Origin of the sequence: Trinickia dinghuensis, from assembly GCF_003367175.1 — a bacterium.
Taxonomy (GTDB): domain Bacteria; phylum Pseudomonadota; class Gammaproteobacteria; order Burkholderiales; family Burkholderiaceae; genus Trinickia; species Trinickia dinghuensis.
Map to the genome: position 1 here is coordinate 18,988 of NZ_QRGA01000012.1, position 18,507 is coordinate 37,494.

Here is an 18,507-nt window from a genome sequence, read left to right on the forward strand (position 1 = left end):
TGCTCGGTTTGCACAGTCTGTGCAGCCGGGGCGCCGCGCTTGCCGTTTCCAAAGAGAAAAAACAGCCGCACGTCTGACCGGTGCACTGTGCCCGTCGGACGCGCGACGGGACGGCAGCAGCCGCATTTCTTTTTATCTCCAGCCTCCCCGGCGCCTCCCTCGGATTCGATTCGGTCACGTTTCGAGGTGAAGTAATGTCGATTTTTTCCGGTATTTGGATTCCGCTCGTGACGCCGTTTCAGGCGGGCGCGGTCGATCATCGCGCGCTGGCCGCGCTCGTCGCCCGCTATCGCGACGCGGGCGTGGCCGGTTTCGCCGCGCTCGGTACGACGGGCGAGCCGGCGGCGATGTCGGACGAGGAGCAAGACGCCGTGCTTGCGACGATACTGCGAGCGGCGGAAGGCCTGCCCGTGATCGCGGGCGTGTCGGGCAACCAAACGGTTGCGGTGCGCGAGCGCGTCTCGTGGCTCGGCGATCGGCCGATCGACGGCGTGCTGATTGCCGCGCCGTATTACATCCGGCCGTCCCAAGCCGGCATCGCCGATTATTTTTCGACGCTGGCCGAGGCAAGCGCGAAGCCCATCGTCATCTACGACATTCCGTACCGGACCGGTGTGCGGATCGAACTCGACACGCTGCTCGCGCTCGCCGCTCATCCTCGCATCGAGGCGATCAAGGATTGCGCGTGCTCGCCCGAGACGACGCTGGCATTGATCCTCGACGGACGGCTCCGAGTCTTGGCGGGCAACGACGACGCGATGTTCACGTCGATGTGCATGGGGGGAGCCGGTGCAATTGCCGCGACGGCTCACGTGCGCACCGAGCGTTTCGTCGCGATGCATCGGGCACTGGCCCGCGGCGATCTCGAGCAAGGCCGCGCGATTTATCACGAACTGGCGCCGCTGCTGCGCGCGCTGGCGTCCGAACCGAACCCCGCGCCGGTGAAGGCTGCGCTGGCGGCGGAAGGCTGGATCGCCAACGAATTGCGTGCACCGATGATGCCCGCTAGCGAGGCGCTCTCTCGTGAGCTGGCCGCGTTGTTAACGGTGTGACCCATGCAGCGGGCGGGGGCGAGGGTGCCGCGTCGGCTTCGGTCGCCAGCGTGAAGCCTTCGTCCAGCCAGCCCGTGATACCGCCGATCATGATCTTCACGGGGCGGCCGAGCTTCGCCAAACGGATCGCGCCACGCGTCGCGCCGTTGCAGTGCGGTCCCGCGCAATACGTCACGAAGACGGTGTCGGGTGCGTATTGGGTGAGCTTGGAGGCGATGATCTTGCCGTGCGGCAAGTTGACCGCGCCCGGCACGTGCCCCGCGGCGAACAGCGACGGGCTGCGTACATCGAGTAGGACGAAATCGGCCAGGCCCTTGACGACGAGCGCGTCGTGGACGTCGGCGCAATCCGTTTCGAAACGCAGGCTCGACTCGAAGTGCGCGAGGGCGGCTTCGCTGGGCGCGGGTGCAACGGCGATGACGGACGATAGAGTACCCATGATTGCCTCTTTATTGGTGATGAGTTAGCGAGTCGCCGATCGTTCGGATCGCTGACCGTTCGTTTAGGGATCGTCGATGCGTATGGGCATTATTGCCATTCATCGTCACGGAAGGCAGTGGCGTAATCGACAACCTCCGGTAACATCGCGCCATGGACTCTCATCTCGTCGTAGCCGTCGCATACGATCGGCTTTGCACCTTTGAGTTCGGCTGCGTGGTCGAACTGTTCGCGCTGCCGCGTCCGGAACTGGGCGTGGAGTGGTATCGCTTCGCCGTGTGCGCCGCCGAGGACGGACCGATTCGTGCGGCCGGCGGAGTCACGCTGTCCGCGCCGCATACCCTCAAGCTGCTCGATCGTGCCGACACAATCGTCATCCCTGGCTGGCGCGATGCGGACGAGCCGCCCCCCGAGCCGCTGCTGCGCAAGCTGCGCGCGGCAGCGCGCCGTGGAGCGAGGCTTTGCTCTATTTGTTCGGGCGTGTTCGTTCTCGCCGCGGCCGGCGCACTCGACGGTAAGACCGTGACCACGCACTGGCGCTATGCACAGAAGCTGCAAGCGCGATATCCGGCGTTACACGTTGCACCCGATGCGCTCTACGTCGACGAAGGGGCGATAGTGACCTCGGCCGGATCCGCGGCCGGGCTCGACATGCTGCTGCATCTCGTGCGCCGCGATTATGGCGGGGCCGTGGCCAATCGCGTGGCGCAGCGGCTCGTCGTGCCGCCGCATCGCGACGGCGGGCAGGCGCAGTTCGTTCCGCGGCCGATGCCGCCCGAAAACGACGGAGGACGCCTGGCGCGCTTGATCGATTGGATGCGTGCGCACGCGGCGTCGGCGCATACCGTCGAATCGCTGGCGCAGCGCGCGTCGATGAGCGGGAGAACGTTGCAAAGGCGCTTTCGCGAGGCGACCGGATTCGGCCCCTACGAGTGGCTGATACGCGAACGCATCGCGCTGGCCAAAGACATGCTGGAAACGCGGCCGCGCTTGTCGATCGGCGTCATCGCGGAGCGGGCCGGGTTCGGCTCGGAGGAGTCGATGCGCCGGCATTTCCGGCGCATCGCCATGACGAGCCCGGCCGCGTATCGGCTGCAATTTGCGCGCCAGCACGGTGCGCTCAAAAGCGCTTGAATTCGTAAACAACGCCTAGGCAACTGACCGAGGGAAGATCACTCATGAAACCCACTCGCACTATTTCTACCGTTGAGGTTCATACCGGCGGCGAAGCGTTTCGTATCGTCACGAGCGGCTTGCCGCGTCTGCCCGGGGCGACGATCGTTCAGCGCCGCGCATGGCTCAAGGAAAACGCCGACCAGATTCGCCGCGCGCTCATGTTCGAGCCGCGCGGTCATGCGGATATGTACGGGGGGTATCTCACCGAGCCCGTGTCGCCCGGCGCCGATTTCGGCGTGATTTTCCTGCACAACGAGGGGTATAGCGATCATTGCGGGCACGGTGTCATTGCACTATCGACCGCAGCCGTCGAGCTGGGCTGGGTGCAACGGACGACGCCCGAAACGCGGGTCGGTATCGATGCGCCGTGTGGCTTCATCGAAGCGTTCGTGAAGTGGGACGGCGAGCATGCTGGCACCGTTCGCTTCGTGAACGTCCCGTCTTTCCTCTGGAAGCGCGACGTAACCGTCGAGACGCCGACTTTCGGAAAGGTCACGGGCGATATCGCTTACGGCGGCGCGTTCTATTTCTATGTGGACGGCGCTCCGTTCGGCCTGCCGGTTCGCGAATCGGCGGTAGAGCAGCTCATCCGCTTCGGCGCGGAGGTGAAGGAAGCCGCAAACAAGGCTTTCCCCGTACAGCACCCGGAAATTCCGGAGATCAACCATATCTACGGCACGATCATCGCGAACGAGCCGCGGCATCCCGGCTCCACCCAGGCGAACTGCTGCGTGTTCGCGGACCGCGAAGTCGATCGCTCGCCTACGGGATCGGGGACGGGAGGACGCGTCGCGCAGCTGTACCAGCGTGGCGAACTGAAGGCAGGCGAAACGCTAGTGAACGAATCGATCGTCGGCACGGTTTTCAAGGGCCGAGTGCTGAAAGAGACGTCAGTTCAGGGAATCCCCGCCGTAATTCCCGAGGTAGAGGGAGAAGCCTATATCTGCGGCTTTGCCCAATGGATCATCGACGAGCGCGATCCGCTGACGTACGGGTTCCTCGTGCGTTGAGGCTTCGGCGTCGATCGTTATAAGACTCGGGCGTCGATACCGGCCCGCTCGCTTCAGCGAGCGTCGCCGCCCGCTACGGTCGAGGCACGTGCGCCCAACGCAAGCGTGATCCTTTCGATCACGCTATCCCAATCGCCGAGCGTCGGCTGACGGAAAAGGCGCGCGCTCGGATACCAAGGGGTGTCCTCGCGCTCGAGCATCCAGCGCCAGCAGGTATCCAGCCGGTTCAAGATCCACACGGGCTTGTTCATCGCGCCGGCCAGGTGGGCCGTCGACGTATCGACGGAGATGATGAGATCCAGGTTGTCGACGAGCGCCGCCGTATCGGCGAAATCGGTAAGCTGCTCGGTCCAGTCGATCACATGCCGGCTTGCTTCATGGCGCTCGCGCATCGCGCTTAGTTGTTGCACGGCCTTCTCGCCTTTTTGCAGGCTGAAGAATTGCACGCCTGGCACTTCCATGATCGGTGCGAAGCGATCGACGCCGAGCGATCTGCGCGCATCGTTTTTGCGCAACTCCGGCACATGAGGGCGATGGCCGCCAGCCCAGACCAAGCCGACTTTCAGCGCGTTTCGCGGCACCGCTTCCTCGATACGGACCCGCCATTGCGCCGAGGCTTGCGCGTCGGCGAACAGGTACGGCGTATCGGCCGGGATCGTCGATGCGATCGTGCCCAGCGCGAGCGGCAAGCTCAAGAGCGGGCAATGAAAGTCGAACGCGGGCAGCGGCTCGCCGGCAGTCACGAGTTCGTCGACGCCCGCGAGCCCGGTGAGCAAGCGCTTCAATTCAGGCTGTACTTCGAGTACGACGCGAGCGCCTTGCTTCGCCACGAGCGCGGCATAGCGGCAGAACTGCAGCGTATCGCCAAGACCTTGCTCGGCGTGAAGCAGGATCGTTTTTCCCGCGAGCGGGGCGTCGCCGAGCCATAGCGGCACGTCGAACGCGCGCCGGCTTGGCGCGATACGCTTGCGCTGCCAACGCCACTCGTACTCGGCGAAGCCGGCCGCGAGATCGCCCGTTTGCAGCAAGCAGAGCGCACGATTCCAGTGGACCTCGGCGGAATCGGGCGTGAGCTTCATTGCGCGCTCGTAACACGCGAGCGCGTCGGCATGCCGATTCATATCGACGAACGTGAGGCCGAGGTTGTTCCAAGCATCGGCGAAGCCCGGCATTGCGGCCAAGGCGCGTTCGTAACTGGCCTGCGCATCGAGCGGGCGATTGAGATCGGACAGCGCGTTCGCGCGATTGCTCCAGGCCTCGGCGTAGTTCGGATGCAGGGCGAGCGCCCGGTCGCAACTGGCGAGGGCATCCTCGGGCAAGCCAAGGTCGCGCAACGCGCAACTGCGGTTGCTCCATGCCTCGGGGAAATCGGGCTTGGCAGCGAGCACTTTCTCGAAGCTGGCGAGCGCTTCGTCCGGGCGATTCAAACCCGCGAGCGCAATACCGCGATTGTTCTGGGCATCGACGAAACCGCTCTTGAGGGTCAGTGCGCGGTTGGCCGCGGCGAGCGCCGCGTCGTGTCGGCCAACAGCGTTCAGCGCGAACGCCAGATTCGAATGCACGGGGGCTTGCTTCCCGTCGATCTCGAGCGCTCGCATTAGGAACGAGACCCCTTCGTCATAGCGCTTCGCTTGCAGCGCCAACGCGCCCAGCAACTGCAGCGCATCGAAATGACGAGGACGAAGCGAGAGAATCTCGTGATAGACGGTTTCCGCTTCGGCGAGGGCGCCGTTTTGCTGAAGCTCGACGGCCTCGCGAAGCAGATTGTCGATGTGTCGTGGGCTGCCGGGCTTGATCATGCACCGATTATAGCGACCGGATGTCCGCGGTCGGCGTTTGCCCGAACGTGTCGGAGAGCAGGTAGTCCGCGAATTTACCTGCGGCTTCCTCGGGTGACGTCAACTGCCCCGAACGCTTCATTTCGGCGAAGCGCTCGCGCAGCGGGAATCGCGCCTCGTCGATCCCTCGGATTTGCCCTTGCATTTCCGTATCGACGACCCCCGGTGCGACGCTCGCCACGCGCAGTCCGCGCTCGGCATCGAGAGCGGCCGCACGGGCGTGATGATCGAGTGCTGCTTTCGTCGCGCAGTAGATGTTCCATCCCGGGTAGGGATTGCGCGCGGCGCCGCTCGACACGTGGGCGATGCGCCGGTCGGGCACGTTTGCCGTGACGGCCGAGAACGCGCCGGCCAGCATGAGCGGCGCGGCGACGTTCAACGCGACGGCGGAGGCAATATCGGCTGGCGGCTGCACGGCGCTCGGCCCAACGGGGCCGAGCGTTCCCGCATTGTTGACGAGCAGGGCGCGCTCGGCGCCGCTCAGGAACGCGGCGAGTGTGTGCCCGGCGAGCCACTGCGCGAGCTTGCCGCTGTCGGAGAGGTCGAGTTCGACTTCGTCGAAGCGGCCCGGCAATGCGGCCTGATTGGACGCATCGGCCGCCGCCGGTACTCGGCGGGACCTCGCGATGCCGAGCACGTCGATCCCGCGCGCGCGCAACGCATCGACGAGCGCGGCACCGATGCCGCGCGTGTGCCCGGTAACGATCGCCTTGGTGACGGGATGTGAAGTGCCAGCCATATTGGAGACCCTATATCAAGCGGTTTCGAGCGTGGGGTAGTCGACGTATCCCACGGGCCCCGCGGCGTAGTACGTCTCGGGGTTCGGTTTGTTCAACGGCGCATCGAGCTTGAAGCGCGTCGGCAAATCGGGGTTCGCGATGAAGAGCTGGCCCCAGGCGACGGCATCGGCTTCGCCTGCGTCGAGCGTTTGCTGCGCCGTGTCCTTCGTGAACTTTTCGTTCGCGATGTAGACGCCGCCGAATGCTTGCTTCAGCGACGGCCCGAGACGGTTCTCGCCGAGCGACTCGCGGGCCGCGATGAACGCGATGCGGCGCTTGCCGAGTTCGCGGGCCACGTACCCGAACGTTTCTGCCGGGTTCGAATCGCCCATCGTATGCGCATCGCCGCGCGGCGCCAAGTGAACGCCCACGCGTGCGGCGCCCCAAACCGCGATGCACTCGTCCACGACTTCGAGCAAGAGACGTGCGCGGTTCTCGAGCGAGCCGCCGTAGGCGTCGGCACGCAGGTTCGTGCTGTCTTGCAGGAACTGGTCGAGCAGGTAGCCGTTCGCGCCGTGCACCTCGACACCGTCGAAGCCGGCGGCCTTTGCGTTCTCCGCGCCCTTGCGGAATGCGGCGACGACGTGGCGGATTTCATCCAATTCGAGCGCGCGCGGCGTGACGAACGGACGCTGCGGACGCACGAGGCTCACATGGCCGTTCGGCGCGATCGCGCTGGGGGCCACGGGCAGTTCGCCGTTCAGGAAGATCGGATCGGAGATTCGGCCCACGTGCCAGAGCTGCAAGAAGATGCGGCCGCCCGCGGCGTGCACGGCATCGGTCACGATCTTCCATCCGGCCACTTGCTCGTCGGACCAGATGCCGGGCGTGGCGGCATAGCCGACGCCTTGCGGCGTGACCGACGTCGCTTCGCTGAGAATCAGGCCGGCCGAGGCGCGATCGGCGTAGTACTGGGCCATCATCGAGTTCGGCAGGCGTTCGTCGCCGGCGCGTTGCCGCGTGAGCGGGGCCATGATGACGCGGTTGGGCAGCGTCAGGTCGCCGACGACGAGCGGATCGAACAAAGTAGGCATGGCAAGTTTTCCTCATGTGCGCGGCACGCAAGGGCGTGGACCGCGGTACTGTGCAAACGTGAATGCAATCGATTGGACTGCTTGCGAACGTTCGGGCAGAGCGTGGCGTATGCCTTAGCGCTGCCTTAGAGTTCGGTGCGCAGCGATTCCAGAAACGCTTGAATGACGGCTTCGTCGCGCTTGAAAAAGCTCCACTGGCCGATCTTCTTCACCGTCACGAGCCCCGCGCTTTGCAGCGCGGCCAGGTGCGCCGATACCGTCGACTGCGATAAACCGCAGCGCGCGTTGATCTGGCCGACGCAGACGCCGCAATCGAGCGGCAGCTCTTGCTCGGGGAAGTAGGCGCCCGGCTCCTTGAGCCACGCTAGAATCTCGCGCCGCACGGGATTGGCCAGCGCCTTGTGGATGGCGTCGATATCTATCGTCACGGTCACTATCGTCATTGCAAGCGGTTCGGACGATCGGGCTTCGCGCGGGTTGCGGAGAAGCAGCGGATGTCGATCGTCGTTGGTGGAATCTTATATCGCTTTTTTACGATGCGCGTAAAGACCTTGATGGCTAAGGGGGCGATCGCGGAGTGGCACTCGATGGTCCCACGCTTTCTCAGAGGGCGAATGGCAACTCGTGCGCACGCTCGCCGACGGACTCGAGTACTCCAAGGGTTGGGCGCTTCCTGCGGCTCAGCGGCTGCGGTTTGTGCTGGACCTAGCCTATGCGACGGGCCTGCGCGCCAGTGAACTCGTGAACACCACGCTCCGCCATGTGGTCACTGACGAGCGCGGCGATCATTGGCTCAAGCTCATAGGGAAAGGGCACAAGGTTGGGAAAGTGGCGCTGCCGCCGCTCGCATGGGCAGCGCTGACCCGCCATCTTCTGGAGCGACGGCTTCCGGTGACCCCGTCGAGATGGCAGCCTGAAACGCCCCTGATAGCAACCCTGGACGAGGAGGGCGAAGTCGGCATCACAGCAGTTCGGCTATGGGGGATATTGCGGCGTTTTTTTCACGACGCGGCAAAAGCGATTGACAGCGACCATCCCGCGCTCGCAGGCAAGCTGCTGCGGGCCAGTCCGCACTGGATGAGGCACACCCACGCCACACATGCGCTCGCGCGCGGAGCAGAACTGACAACCGTTCACGACAACTTGCGGCACGCCTCGATCTCCACCACGTCGATTTACCTGCACAGCGACGAGGTGAAGCGTGCGCAGCAGATGGCGGGCGCTTTTGGCGCGGGTAAATGAATGCTTGGAAAGGAATCGAGCGCATGCGCCGCCAGGAAACTTTGTTGCTAGGAAATTTTCCCAGATTTCTAGTCTATCCGCCGCGCCACCGGGGGCTCGTCCTAACAAGGAACCGAGGTGCAGACTTTTGTGTGCGCCGACAATAGCTGTGGACTGAAGGAACGCCTCGCGGTCGAATGCGACTCGACGACTGATGCCGAAGAGGTGTCGGATGCGGATGTCGATGTTCAATAGGAAATCGGTTACCCGCGGAGAAATCGAAGGATCGATTCAGGACGTCATGCAGCGCGTGGAAGCGCGGGAGCGCTTGTTGGCGGACCGCGCGAAACTAGCTTTCGCGTAAGTAGGCAACGCGTAAGTTCCTCATGCGTAGGCTACACTGGCCTTGCAATTCGTGGCCGGCTTGGCTCGCGCACCGAAACAAACATTTCTTTTTCATCTGGTCATCATTTGTGGTTCACGCGGCGACGAGCCAACCTTTGTCCGTATCATGAAATACAAATTTTTCCTTTTCCTTCCGGTCAAGCTCCGCGATGCGCTCAAGGTACCCTTTCAGGCCCAAATTGCCGTCTTCCGCCTCGAGATAGATCGCGCACAGCAGACGGCCATCGGTTTCGGGGACATTTCCTTTTCGCTCCCACAGCGCTACAGCCTGTTCGGTCTTCCCTATTAGCGTAGCAAAACGTGCCTGCGACAGTCCGAGCCTTTTCCTAAGAAATCGGAATTCAGCGCCGGTCAAATGTCCTTTTAGCGCGAGCGTGCGGCCGATGACCTTGAAAAGGCCGTCAACGTCCTGCACTGCTGTTGCGACGCCGTAAGGTGTACGCCTCTTGGTATATCCATTTTCGAGCCAGATGTTATCGAGCCCGCTTTCTGTGTAGTGGTACACAATAACCTCTCATCAAAAAACAGTTATCACGACGACCCAATCGCCGTTCTCTGTTCGGTCAAGCGCTGCTGCAACGGAAATTTCGTCCCCTGCATTCAAACGCGTCAGCGTGCATTGCCAATTGCCATGTAAATTCGTATGTGCCGACTCCGATACCACGCCATTTCGCAAACAATCGAACACTTGATCCGCATCGATTTTCCGCTGTCGCATCCGTAGCTTCGAGTGCGGCGTAAAAAAGACGCAGTTCGCGTCATTCGCCGTCTCGCTAATCAGGCGGCGCAAATTCCTGTCGTTCAGGGCAAGCGGTGTAGGTTCATCGGACATACTCAGATCGGCTCAGTGTGAGCCCCATAATATTTACTGGTCGATGCGGAAAAGTCAAGTAAGAAGCCACGTTCATCGCATACGGCGACCCAGGTTCCTCCGGCTATCGCACCGGTGGCACCGTGCCGTGCCGCCGCTTCCCGGGGGAGCGGTTATTTGACCGCGACGATGCGGTTGCAAGTGCCACGATTTCATGTGGCCCGGAGGGACTGTGTATCTTCCTGTTCCACCTTGGAAGCCCAGCCGGACTTGGCGGTTCGCAACAGAATCTTTTGTTTCGTCGCGCGCTCGATCGCATTGATCCGCTCAACAGCGGACGCGATCGGTGCACTCCCCCCCTCATCACACCTCCGTCATTCGAAACTTTGCGATACAGGCGTGGCCGAAATCGCAACGCCAACGTGCGCGACGTGTTTGAACATAGCAACCCGTCGCCGCCTGGCAGCTTGCCATCGGCGCTGTGCCGCAGTTCAGTCGATGCGAAAAATCAGACGATGCCCGAGTTGAGGTCGTTGAGCGACGCGGTACGGCCATGCCAGGGGTGTAAACGTTCTCTTTTCGCATTCGATCTTTCTCGATTTTGATCTTTCCCGATAAATTGGTAAGCTCCAGCGGCGGTGCTTTCAGCAACTGCAGTGCTGAAAGTTTTCACGGGGCCGCTAATGCCGAATAGGTAGACACCTTACGGAACCATGCCCTATGAAGGCAGCGCGGGCTTTGCAACGCGATGGAGACATTCCGAGGAAAAGATGGAGAAGAAGAAAAACGTCATTCCCCCATGCTTTACCAAGCGCAATGAGAGCGCGAATCGCCTGACCGAACTATTCGTGGACGTTGCGCAAGAGCGCCGCATTAAGAACGGCCAACGGCCGGCGGAGCGCGCGGTATTCCGCAAATTGCACGGGGTCGCTCACGGGCGCCTCGAAATGCTCGAGCAGATTCCCAAGGAGTTGAAGGTCGGTGTCTTCGCGCATGACCGCCTCGACGCGTGGGTTCGCTTCTCCAGCGACACTGCGCCCAATTTGCCGGATCTGGCGTCGACGCTCGGCGTCGGCATCAAGTTGTTCGGCGTTCCGGGCCCCAAGGCACTGGGCGAGGACGGCGACACGTGCGACTTCATCATGCAGAACCACCCGGTGTTTTTCGTCGACACCGCGGAGGAAATGGTGGCTTTCACCTACGCGGGCGTCGTCGCGAACGATTATCCGGGCTATCTGAAGGAGCACCCTGAAACAAATCGGATTTTGAAGGCGATGGCCAAGGTAGAGGGGAGCGTGCTCACCGCTAGCTACTGGGCCATTCTGCCGTTCCACGCAGGCGAAAAGCAGTACGTGAAGTACCGGCTGGAGCCGGAAACGCCGCCGGAGAACGTGGCCAATAACGAAAGCGATTATCTGGCGACAGACATGCGCCGGCGTCTTGAGGAGCGCGAGTACCGCTTTCGCTTCATGGTCCAGGTGCGGACGAATGCGAAGTCGATGCCGCTCGACAAGGCAACCGTGGAATGGCCCGAATCGCAAAGTCCGTTTGTCCAAGTGGGCACGCTCGTCCTGCCGCGTCAGGATATTTGCGTCCGCGGGCAGGCGGAATACGGCCAAGCGTTGAGTTTCAATATTTGGCGAGTCCCGGAATCGCAGCGGCCCGTCGGCTCGATCGCCGAGGCCCGTAAAGTCGTCTATGCGGCGGGGGCGCGTGCTCGGCATGAAGCGAATGGCCAGCCGCTCGAGGATCCTTCCGCACCGCGTCCCGCATCCGCATCATCCGCGCCGCTCGACACCTGCATCGTCAAGGCGGTGATCTATCCGTCGATCGGCGTGGCCCGTGTCGGGACCAGCCCCGACGAGTGGTTCGTCGGGCCCGAGGTGCCGAATCCGCTTCCGCATCCGCCCGGCTTTTATCGCGACAAGAAGAAGCGGCTCAAGCGCGAGGCGGCGCGCTTTCGCGTCTACGGCGTCAATGCAAAGGGCGAAATCGTCAAAGAGCTCGATGCGTCCAACGCCAAGATCGAATGGCATGTGCAACTCGCGAACACGAAAGCTGCCTGGTATGGCTTTCAATTGGCCCAGGACATTCCCGAGGCTGCCTCCGCGCCGCCCACGACGCTCCGCAATCCGGGCGTGCAGGGCCGTGCTTCGCTCGCCATCACGCCGAAAGCCTGCAAGGTCAAGGGTGCGTCCGCCAAGCCTCAGTGCTTCGACGACGGCCAATTCATGGGCAAACGCGTCTATCTCGGCGAGATCCGCACGGACGAGCAGGGGAATCTGCTCGTGCTCGGCGGTCATGGCGTATCGGCGTCTTATGACGGGAGCCGGGCGATCACGTTTGCCAACAACGAAGGGTGGCACGACGATGTCTCCGACGGCCCGGTCACGGCAAGCGTCGAATACGACGGGCAATCGCTGATGGTGACCCCCTCGTGGGTCGTGGTCGCGCCACCGAACTACGGTCCGCAACGCAAGTCGGTGCGCACAATGTGGGACCTGATGCGTGACGTCGCCATCACGAACGGCTTGCTGCCCATGCCCGACAGGCCCAGCTTCACAAAGGAGATTCTGCCTATTTTCGAGCGGCTCAACGGATTGCAGTGGGTCAACGCGGGCTTTGCCGCGGGATTCGGCTGGAAGGGCGCGGTGGATTTGACGAGCCCCGAAACGCTGGCCCGCCTCTCGAGCGCGAGCGGCGCGTATGTCGAGCTGCGGCGCACCGTGGCTTTGCAGTTCCGCAACTATGAGGTCGACGCCTGGTCGCCCAAGCCTTGGCCTTGGCTGTATGGGGATGCCATGGCGATACCGGCCGCTAAAACGCCGCGACAAAACTCGATGCTGACGGAAACGCAGCTTGCGATGCTGGAGGAGTGGGCCGAAGGCAATTTCATCGAGGACTACGATCCGAACTCGCGCCCGCCCGCGGATCTGTCCGAAGTGCCGCTCGCGCAGCGCGGCGATGTGCTGACGCAAGCAGCACTCGAATTCTGTCTGGCCGATGCGTTTCATCCCGGCTGCGAGATGACTTGGCCGGTCAGGTCGGCGCGCATGTACATGGCGCCGTTTCGCTTCCTTCATGCGCCCGAGGGATGGATCGCCCCGAATCCGAGCGAGGTCTTCACGAGCGATAGCTTAGGCCTTCCCAACGGCCCCTTGGCCGGCCAACAGGCGGGTGGCATCACCCGCTGGATGGCCGTGCCGTGGCAAACCGACACGGCGAGTTGCCGATCCGGTTACGACAAATCCTACGATCCGTACGTCCCGGCGTTCTGGCCGGCACGGGTGCCGAATCAGGTGCTCACGAAGCAGAACTACGAGATAGTGATGGACGAGAAACGGCCGCTGGGCGAACGGCTCGCCGCGTTCGCCAATCGGGCCGCGTGGGTCGAGCCGCTCGGTTCGACGAGCTACACGCAGCAGATCAACAACATGATCGCCCACTTCGATCGCCTCGGCGTCGTGGAAGTGCGTGAGGGGCCGTCGGATCGAGCGCATTTTCCGGCGGTTGTCGAAGTGGAAGATCAGCACGTTCCCATTCACGACGTCGATCTGGCAGGCCACGTCGCTCACCACGACCGTCATCTGCTTGAAACAGCGGTTCAGGTCGGAACGATGCCGCATGCCAGTGCGGAGTCGGTCGACATCATGACGATTGAGAAAGTGCGCCGTTTCCCTCGCGGGCTGCTAAGTTGAGTGTTCAGCCCGAGCTTACGGCGGATGTGGTGGTGATCGGCGCCGGCCCCGCCGGTTCGATCGCCGCCCTCAACCTTGCGCCGTTCATGCGTGTGCTCGTCGTCGACAAAGGCGGCGAGCACGCCGAGCGTATCGGCGAGAACTTGCCGGCCGCGGCTAATCGTCTGTTGCACGACATGGGGTTGTATGAGGACTTCGTCGCACAAGGTCATCTGCTGTCCCGGCATATGCGCAGCGCCTGGGGCGATTCGGCTATTTGGGAGACGGACGCGATACGCAATCTCGATGGTCCCGGCTGGCACTTGGATCGTTGCCGGTTCGACGCTTGGTTGCGCGCGGCGGCTCGCCGGCGCGGGGCAGCGATCGTCGACGATACGGCCGTGCGAGGCATCGACCGGCGCGATGAGCAGCACGATGCGTGGCGTCTCGAACTGATGCGAGGCGGCCGTGAGCTCACGGCCGACGCACGATGGGTCATCGACGCCAGCGGGCGGCGTGCAGTGCTGGCTCGCCGATTCGGCGGCGGGCGCGAACCGCGCGATCGTCTGGTGTGTGGCTGGATATTCGGGAAGGACACGGCCGAGGTTTCGGAAGAGGGCGACGCGAACGAGTTGCATGCGGAGCGCGGGGGCTGGTGGTACACGTCTTCCCTGCCGGATCGCGGCCGTGTGCTCGCCTTTTATACCGACGCGGATCTTCCGGATGCGTCCAGCGCGCATTCGCGCGATGGGTTGCTGGCGCGGGTCCAGAGCGTTCCCGAGCTTGCCGGTCGTCTTGCCTATTGCGGTTTTCAGCCGAACGAGCGCTACGGATTTTGCGCGGCCCATACGGCGACGCAGGACGCGGTTGCCGGTCCCGGCTGGCTCGCCGTGGGCGATGCCGCGCTGGCGTTCGACCCGTTATCGTCGCAGGGTTTGTTCAATGCCCTCTATACCGGGCTTGCCGGCGCAGACGCAGTCTATCGGCGCTCGGTCGAAGCCAGTGCCTCTGCATTCGATGAGTACCGGCGGCAAATCGAAGGGATTCGGGAGGCATACGTCAAGAATCTGCTCGCCTGCTATCAACTCGAATCCCGATGGGGCGACATGCCGTTTTGGCGGCGCAGGAGAGCGGGGTAGTGGTCGGATGGGCTTCCCCGTCTGCATCGGCGTGTGAAGCCTGGCGCGCCCTTGCTGCCGTAGCGGTAACCGGAGGCGGTATGACGCGGAGTGCGCGGCGCATCCCGTGTCGCTGTAGAGATCTGCTCGCAAGGGGCGAAAGCTTCGCATTCGAAACGACTTTGGCGGGGTGCCATGAGATCGAAGTGATGCGGCAGGCGGCTGCTCGCAGCTAAAAGGTCAATCTCGTCTTCATTGCCCTTGGCACCCAGGATCTGTCGATTGGCCGTATTGTTCAGCGCGTGCTGGGCGGCGGACACAACATCCCCTCGGCGGACGTCAAACGCAGGTACGAGCGTAGTTTGGCGAGCCTCCCCGTGGCCTTGCGCCTGGGCTGATAGGGCATTCCTGATCGATAACGCCCTGGCGCGGCCACGCGTGTTGGTGTCCATCGAGGCAAACAAGCTCAAACGCGTCGCCCGCGATTTGACTGTATGGGCGCGATCGGCGATATCGCCATATGTCGAACGCCCGATCGAGTCCGTGGGTCCCCTGCGGGACTAGATCGACCAGACCCCGTCCGCCGGTCTTGCGCCTGAATGCCGCCGTTTGGGCGCGTCGTACGTGATCGGCAAAAGGCGAGTATCCTGCCCGGTCCGGCCCGTCTCGAGCCATGCTCGCCGACGGCCGTGCGTGTGACGGCTGCTTGCCCGCCCTGCGGGAAGCGCGCTTTTTTCGCTGAAAGTAGGGGACTGAAGATGACAGACGTGACTTACACGAATACGCAACTGCTGATCGACGGCGAATGGTGCGACGCGATCGGCGGCAAGACGATCGACGTGGTCAACCCGGCCACCGGCAAGGTGATCGGCAAGGTCGCGCATGCGGGCATCGCGGATCTCGACCGTGCACTGGCCGCCGCGCAGCGCGGCTTCGAAACCTGGCGCAAGGTACCCGCGCACGAACGCGCGGCCACGATGCGCAAGGCCGCGGCGCTCGTGCGCGAGCGCGCCGCGACGATCGCGCAATGGATGACCCAGGAGCAAGGCAAGCCGCTCGTCGAAGCACGCGTGGAAGTGCTCTCGGCCGCGGACATCATCGAATGGTTCGCCGACGAAGGGCGGCGGGTCTACGGCCGGATCGTGCCGCCGCGCAATCTCGGCGCTCAGCAGATGGTGGTGCGCGAGCCGGTCGGCCCGGTCGCCGCGTTCACGCCGTGGAATTTCCCCGTCAACCAAGTCGTGCGCAAGCTTAGCGCCGCGCTAGCGACGGGCTGCTCGTTCCTGGTGAAGGCCCCCGAGGAAACGCCGGCATCGCCGGCCGCGCTGCTGCGTGCATTCGTCGACGCCGGCGTGCCGGCGGGCGTGATCGGTCTCGTGTTCGGCAACCCGGCCGAAATTTCCTCGTACCTGATCCCGCATCCGGTGATCCGCAAGGTGACGTTCACGGGCTCCACGCCCGTCGGCAAGCAATTGGCCGCGATGGCCGGTCTGCACATGAAGCGCGCGACGATGGAGCTAGGCGGACACGCGCCCGTCATCGTCGCCGAGGATGCCGACGTCGAACTCGCCGTGAAAGCGGCCGGCGGCGCCAAATTCCGCAACGCGGGCCAGGTCTGCATTTCGCCGACACGCTTCCTCGTTCACAACAGCGTTCGCGAAGCATTCACGCGCGAACTCGTCAAACATGCGGAAGGGCTGAAGGTCGGCAACGGGCTGGAAGCCGGCACGACGCTCGGCGCGCTCGCGAATCCGCGCCGGCTCACGGCGATGGCCTCGGTGGTCGAAAACGCACGCGCAACCGGCGCCCGGATCGAGACGGGCGGCGAGCGGATCGGCGCCGAGGGCAATTTCTTCGCGCCGACCGTCATCTCGAACGTGCCGCTCGACGCCGACGTCTTCAACAACGAGCCGTTCGGGCCGGTCGCCGCGATTCGCGGATTCGATTCGCTGGACGAGGCGATCACGGAAGCGAATCGGCTTCCCTATGGCTTGGCGGGATATGCGTTCACGAAGTCGTTCGCGAACGTGCATCTGCTGACGCAGCGGCTCGAGGTCGGCATGCTCTGGATCAACCAGCCGGCCACGCCGTGGCCGGAAATGCCGTTCGGCGGCGTAAAGGACTCGGGCTACGGTTCCGAAGGCGGACCGGAGGCGCTCGAGCCGTACCTCGTGTCGAAGTCGGTGACGGTTACCGCCGTCTGATCGGTGTACTCGGCCGTTTAGCGCCGGTGACAGAGGCGCCCCGCGAGCCGGGGCGCCTTGTTCGCGCGCGATTCGCACGTGTGGTGCGTGCTCTCGCGTCGCGAGCAGGTTCAAATCAATTGGATGAAAGCCGCGTGATTCTCATCATGAAGAGCGGAATCCACCATCATTCGTCTAATTGCGCCACTAAATAGCCCGAAATCGCTCCACATCAAGCGGCAAAATATCACTTCCTAAACACGAAATGATATCGAGGCTGCCGTGATTTCCGCCGACTTGCTCATTGCCTACATCGTCGCGCTCATCGTCGTCTTTGCGATGCCGGGCCCCGACATGGCGTTGATTCTCCAAACGAGCATCGCGCAAGGCCCGCGCAGAGGGCTGACCGCGGCGGGCGGCCTGGGCGTATCACGGGCGACCCACGTGACGCTCTCCGCATGCGGTGTCGCAGCGCTCCTCAAGGAAGCGCCTTGGCTGTATGAAATCGTTCGCTACGGTGGCGCGGCCTACCTCGGCTATATCGCGATTCAAATCTTTCGTTCGCCCGTTTTCGCGGTGCAGGCGAACGGCGAGAGTGCAGCCTCGGCCGAGGCGGGCGGTGCGCTGCGCCAGACGTTCCTCAAAGGCTTGTTGACGAATCTGCTCAACCCCAAGGCGCTCTTGTTCTGTTCCGTTCTGTTGCCGCAATTCATCCGTCCGGCCGCCGGGCCCGTGGTGCTGCAAGTGACGCAACTGGGCATCCTCTTGGTGATCGTGGGAGCGTGCTTCGATGCACTCTACGCGCTCGGCGCCGCGCGCATCTCGACCGTGCTGCGCAAGTATCCGCTTGCGCAAACGCTGCAGCGCTGGACCTTCTCCGCCGCGTTGATCGGCTTCGCCCTGCGCCTTTCGTTCGATTGACGGCTAGCGTCCCGCCGGCTTGGCGGGGCGGGGCGGCGCGCGCCTCGACCCCGATGCCCCGCCGCCCGCGAGACGCCATTTCGGCTAGGCCATGTTTCGGCTAGGCCATCTTCCCCAAGTAATCGAATTTGCCGAGTTCGACACCGTTGTGACGCAGGATCGCGTAGGCGGTCGTCACGTGGAAGAAGAAGTTAGGCAGCGCGAAATGCAGTAGATAGACCTGTCCGACGAACTCGTGCTTGCCGCTCGGCACCGTCAGCGTCACCGTGCGCGATTCGCTGCCTTCCAGTTTCGCCGCATCGAACCCGTCCAAAAAGGCGATCGTCTTGTCGATGCGCGCGTACAGCTCGTCGAACGTCACTTCGACGTCCTCGAACTTCGGCGGCTCGACGCCCGCGAGCCGCGAGACGCAAAATTTTGCCGCATCGGACGCGATCTGCACTTGCCGGGTCAGCGGGTGCATGTCGGGATAAAGCCGGCTCGACAGCAGGACGGACGGCTCGAAGTGCTTCGTCAATGCATGGTCGTGCGCCTTTTGCAGCACGGCGCGCAGGTTCGTGAGGCCGCGCTTGAATACGGGTACTGAAGCATCGTAAATAGACAGAGACATTTCGCGAACTTCCTTCTTTTTTGTCCTTGGGTACTGGGCGTTTTCCGGCGGTCGGACCACGAACGACGGGCTCGGCGGCGCATCTACCGCTTGTTTGCCGCTGCGCGGGCCATGATATGCCGATGCGGCGATGTTTGCTGCAAGTGACCTCGCTTAGCGAGTCGAGCTAGTCCAACCAGTCGAGCTAGTCCAACCGGTCGAACGGTTCGCGCAAGGCGCCGCCGCGATCTTGGC

General features: G+C 63.3%; 15 protein-coding genes and 1 pseudogene. 8 read left to right on the forward strand and 8 right to left on the reverse strand.

Annotated elements, in window-relative coordinates:
- Positions 1 to 194: 194 nt before the first annotated feature.
- Entirely contained in the window at positions 195 to 1,052 is an 858-nt protein-coding gene (dapA, locus tag DWV00_RS21265; protein WP_115535598.1) for a 4-hydroxy-tetrahydrodipicolinate synthase, read from the forward strand.
- Here the strand turns inward: dapA and DWV00_RS21270 are convergent.
- On the reverse strand, positions 1,006 to 1,491 hold the full coding sequence (locus DWV00_RS21270) for a rhodanese-like domain-containing protein (protein ID WP_115535599.1): 486 nt from the start codon (positions 1,489 to 1,491) through the stop codon (positions 1,006 to 1,008). The two genes, dapA and DWV00_RS21270, sit on opposite strands and share 47 nt — an antisense overlap.
- Positions 1,492 to 1,643: 152 nt before the next feature.
- Between DWV00_RS21270 and ftrA the strand changes: the two genes are divergently transcribed.
- Both ftrA and lhpH read left to right on the forward strand, forming a co-directional pair.
- A complete protein-coding gene (gene ftrA / locus DWV00_RS21275; RefSeq protein ID WP_115535600.1) occupies positions 1,644 to 2,624 on the forward strand; it encodes a transcriptional regulator FtrA in 981 nt (326 codons plus the stop codon).
- A gap of 44 nt (positions 2,625 to 2,668) precedes the next feature.
- Positions 2,669 to 3,676: a trans-3-hydroxy-L-proline dehydratase gene (gene lhpH / locus DWV00_RS21280; RefSeq protein WP_115535601.1), complete on the forward strand. Its 1,008-nt coding sequence runs from the start codon at positions 2,669 to 2,671 to the stop codon at positions 3,674 to 3,676.
- Between the two features lie 53 nt (positions 3,677 to 3,729).
- Here lhpH and DWV00_RS21285 read toward each other — a convergent pair whose 3' ends face one another.
- The 4 genes from DWV00_RS21285 to DWV00_RS21300 all read right to left on the reverse strand — a co-directional run bounded on the left by DWV00_RS21285 (position 3,730) and on the right by DWV00_RS21300 (position 7,770).
- Positions 3,730 to 5,475 (reverse strand): tetratricopeptide repeat protein, encoded by a 1,746-nt coding sequence (locus DWV00_RS21285; protein ID WP_115535602.1) that lies wholly within the window; start codon positions 5,473 to 5,475, stop codon positions 3,730 to 3,732.
- Between the two features lie 7 nt (positions 5,476 to 5,482).
- A complete protein-coding gene (locus DWV00_RS21290; protein ID WP_115535603.1) occupies positions 5,483 to 6,253 on the reverse strand; it encodes an SDR family oxidoreductase in 771 nt (256 codons plus the stop codon).
- A gap of 15 nt (positions 6,254 to 6,268) precedes the next feature.
- Entirely contained in the window at positions 6,269 to 7,327 is a 1,059-nt protein-coding gene (locus DWV00_RS21295) for an alkene reductase (RefSeq protein ID WP_115535604.1), read from the reverse strand.
- Between the two features lie 125 nt (positions 7,328 to 7,452).
- Positions 7,453 to 7,770, reverse strand: a complete 318-nt coding sequence (locus DWV00_RS21300; RefSeq protein WP_281272662.1) for an ArsR/SmtB family transcription factor — start codon at positions 7,768 to 7,770, stop codon at positions 7,453 to 7,455.
- 148 nt (positions 7,771 to 7,918) lie between these two features.
- Between DWV00_RS21300 and DWV00_RS21305 the strand changes: the two are divergent.
- Positions 7,919 to 8,569 (forward strand): annotated as a pseudogene (locus DWV00_RS21305) (tyrosine-type recombinase/integrase); the annotation flags it as partial.
- Between the two features lie 457 nt (positions 8,570 to 9,026).
- On the opposite strand, the gene DWV00_RS21310 reads toward DWV00_RS21305, so the two are convergent.
- Both DWV00_RS21310 and DWV00_RS21315 read right to left on the reverse strand, forming a co-directional pair.
- Positions 9,027 to 9,458, reverse strand: a complete 432-nt coding sequence (locus DWV00_RS21310; protein ID WP_115535606.1) for a helix-turn-helix domain-containing protein — start codon at positions 9,456 to 9,458, stop codon at positions 9,027 to 9,029.
- A gap of 12 nt (positions 9,459 to 9,470) precedes the next feature.
- Positions 9,471 to 9,785, reverse strand: a complete 315-nt coding sequence (locus DWV00_RS21315) for a DUF4258 domain-containing protein (RefSeq protein ID WP_245964972.1) — start codon at positions 9,783 to 9,785, stop codon at positions 9,471 to 9,473.
- 749 nt (positions 9,786 to 10,534) lie between these two features.
- On the opposite strand from DWV00_RS21315, the gene DWV00_RS21320 reads away from it, so the two are divergent.
- The 4 genes from DWV00_RS21320 (at position 10,535) to DWV00_RS21335 (ending at position 17,663) form a co-directional block, all read left to right on the forward strand.
- The gene (locus DWV00_RS21320; protein WP_115535608.1) at positions 10,535 to 13,462 is read left to right on the forward strand and encodes a LodA/GoxA family CTQ-dependent oxidase; all 2,928 of its coding nucleotides are present in this window, start codon (positions 10,535 to 10,537) and stop codon (positions 13,460 to 13,462) included.
- Positions 13,459 to 14,580: an NAD(P)/FAD-dependent oxidoreductase gene (locus DWV00_RS21325; protein ID WP_115535609.1), complete on the forward strand. Its 1,122-nt coding sequence runs from the start codon at positions 13,459 to 13,461 to the stop codon at positions 14,578 to 14,580. Before DWV00_RS21320 ends, DWV00_RS21325 begins: the two co-directional genes overlap by 4 nt.
- 737 nt (positions 14,581 to 15,317) lie before the next feature.
- Positions 15,318 to 16,763: an NAD-dependent succinate-semialdehyde dehydrogenase gene (locus tag DWV00_RS21330; RefSeq protein ID WP_115535610.1), complete on the forward strand. Its 1,446-nt coding sequence runs from the start codon at positions 15,318 to 15,320 to the stop codon at positions 16,761 to 16,763.
- Positions 16,764 to 17,024: 261 nt separating this feature from the next.
- Entirely contained in the window at positions 17,025 to 17,663 is a 639-nt protein-coding gene (locus DWV00_RS21335) for a LysE family translocator (protein ID WP_115535611.1), read from the forward strand.
- A gap of 100 nt (positions 17,664 to 17,763) precedes the next feature.
- Here DWV00_RS21335 and DWV00_RS21340 read toward each other — a convergent pair whose 3' ends face one another.
- On the reverse strand, positions 17,764 to 18,273 hold the full coding sequence (locus tag DWV00_RS21340) for a DUF1993 domain-containing protein (protein ID WP_115535612.1): 510 nt from the start codon (positions 18,271 to 18,273) through the stop codon (positions 17,764 to 17,766).
- Positions 18,274 to 18,507 lie beyond the last annotated feature (234 nt).

Bases quoted from the DNA above. Each gene is read 5' to 3' on its own strand.
- DWV00_RS21300 (WP_281272662.1), bottom strand. From the start codon at position 7,770: ATGACGATAGTGACCGTGACGATAGATATCGACGCCATCCACAAGGCG.
- dapA (WP_115535598.1), top strand. From the start codon at position 195: ATGTCGATTTTTTCCGGTATTTGGATTCCGCTCGTGACGCCGTTTCAG.
- DWV00_RS21340 (WP_115535612.1), bottom strand. From the start codon at position 18,273: ATGTCTCTGTCTATTTACGATGCTTCAGTACCCGTATTCAAGCGCGGC.
- lhpH (WP_115535601.1), top strand. From the start codon at position 2,669: ATGAAACCCACTCGCACTATTTCTACCGTTGAGGTTCATACCGGCGGC.
- DWV00_RS21270 (WP_115535599.1), bottom strand. From the start codon at position 1,491: ATGGGTACTCTATCGTCCGTCATCGCCGTTGCACCCGCGCCCAGCGAA.
- DWV00_RS21315 (WP_245964972.1), bottom strand. From the start codon at position 9,785: ATGTCCGATGAACCTACACCGCTTGCCCTGAACGACAGGAATTTGCGC.
- DWV00_RS21290 (WP_115535603.1), bottom strand. From the start codon at position 6,253: ATGGCTGGCACTTCACATCCCGTCACCAAGGCGATCGTTACCGGGCAC.
- DWV00_RS21295 (WP_115535604.1), bottom strand. From the start codon at position 7,327: ATGCCTACTTTGTTCGATCCGCTCGTCGTCGGCGACCTGACGCTGCCC.
- DWV00_RS21330 (WP_115535610.1), top strand. From the start codon at position 15,318: ATGACAGACGTGACTTACACGAATACGCAACTGCTGATCGACGGCGAA.
- DWV00_RS21285 (WP_115535602.1), bottom strand. From the start codon at position 5,475: ATGATCAAGCCCGGCAGCCCACGACACATCGACAATCTGCTTCGCGAG.
- DWV00_RS21320 (WP_115535608.1), top strand. From the start codon at position 10,535: ATGGAGAAGAAGAAAAACGTCATTCCCCCATGCTTTACCAAGCGCAAT.
- ftrA (WP_115535600.1), top strand. From the start codon at position 1,644: ATGGACTCTCATCTCGTCGTAGCCGTCGCATACGATCGGCTTTGCACC.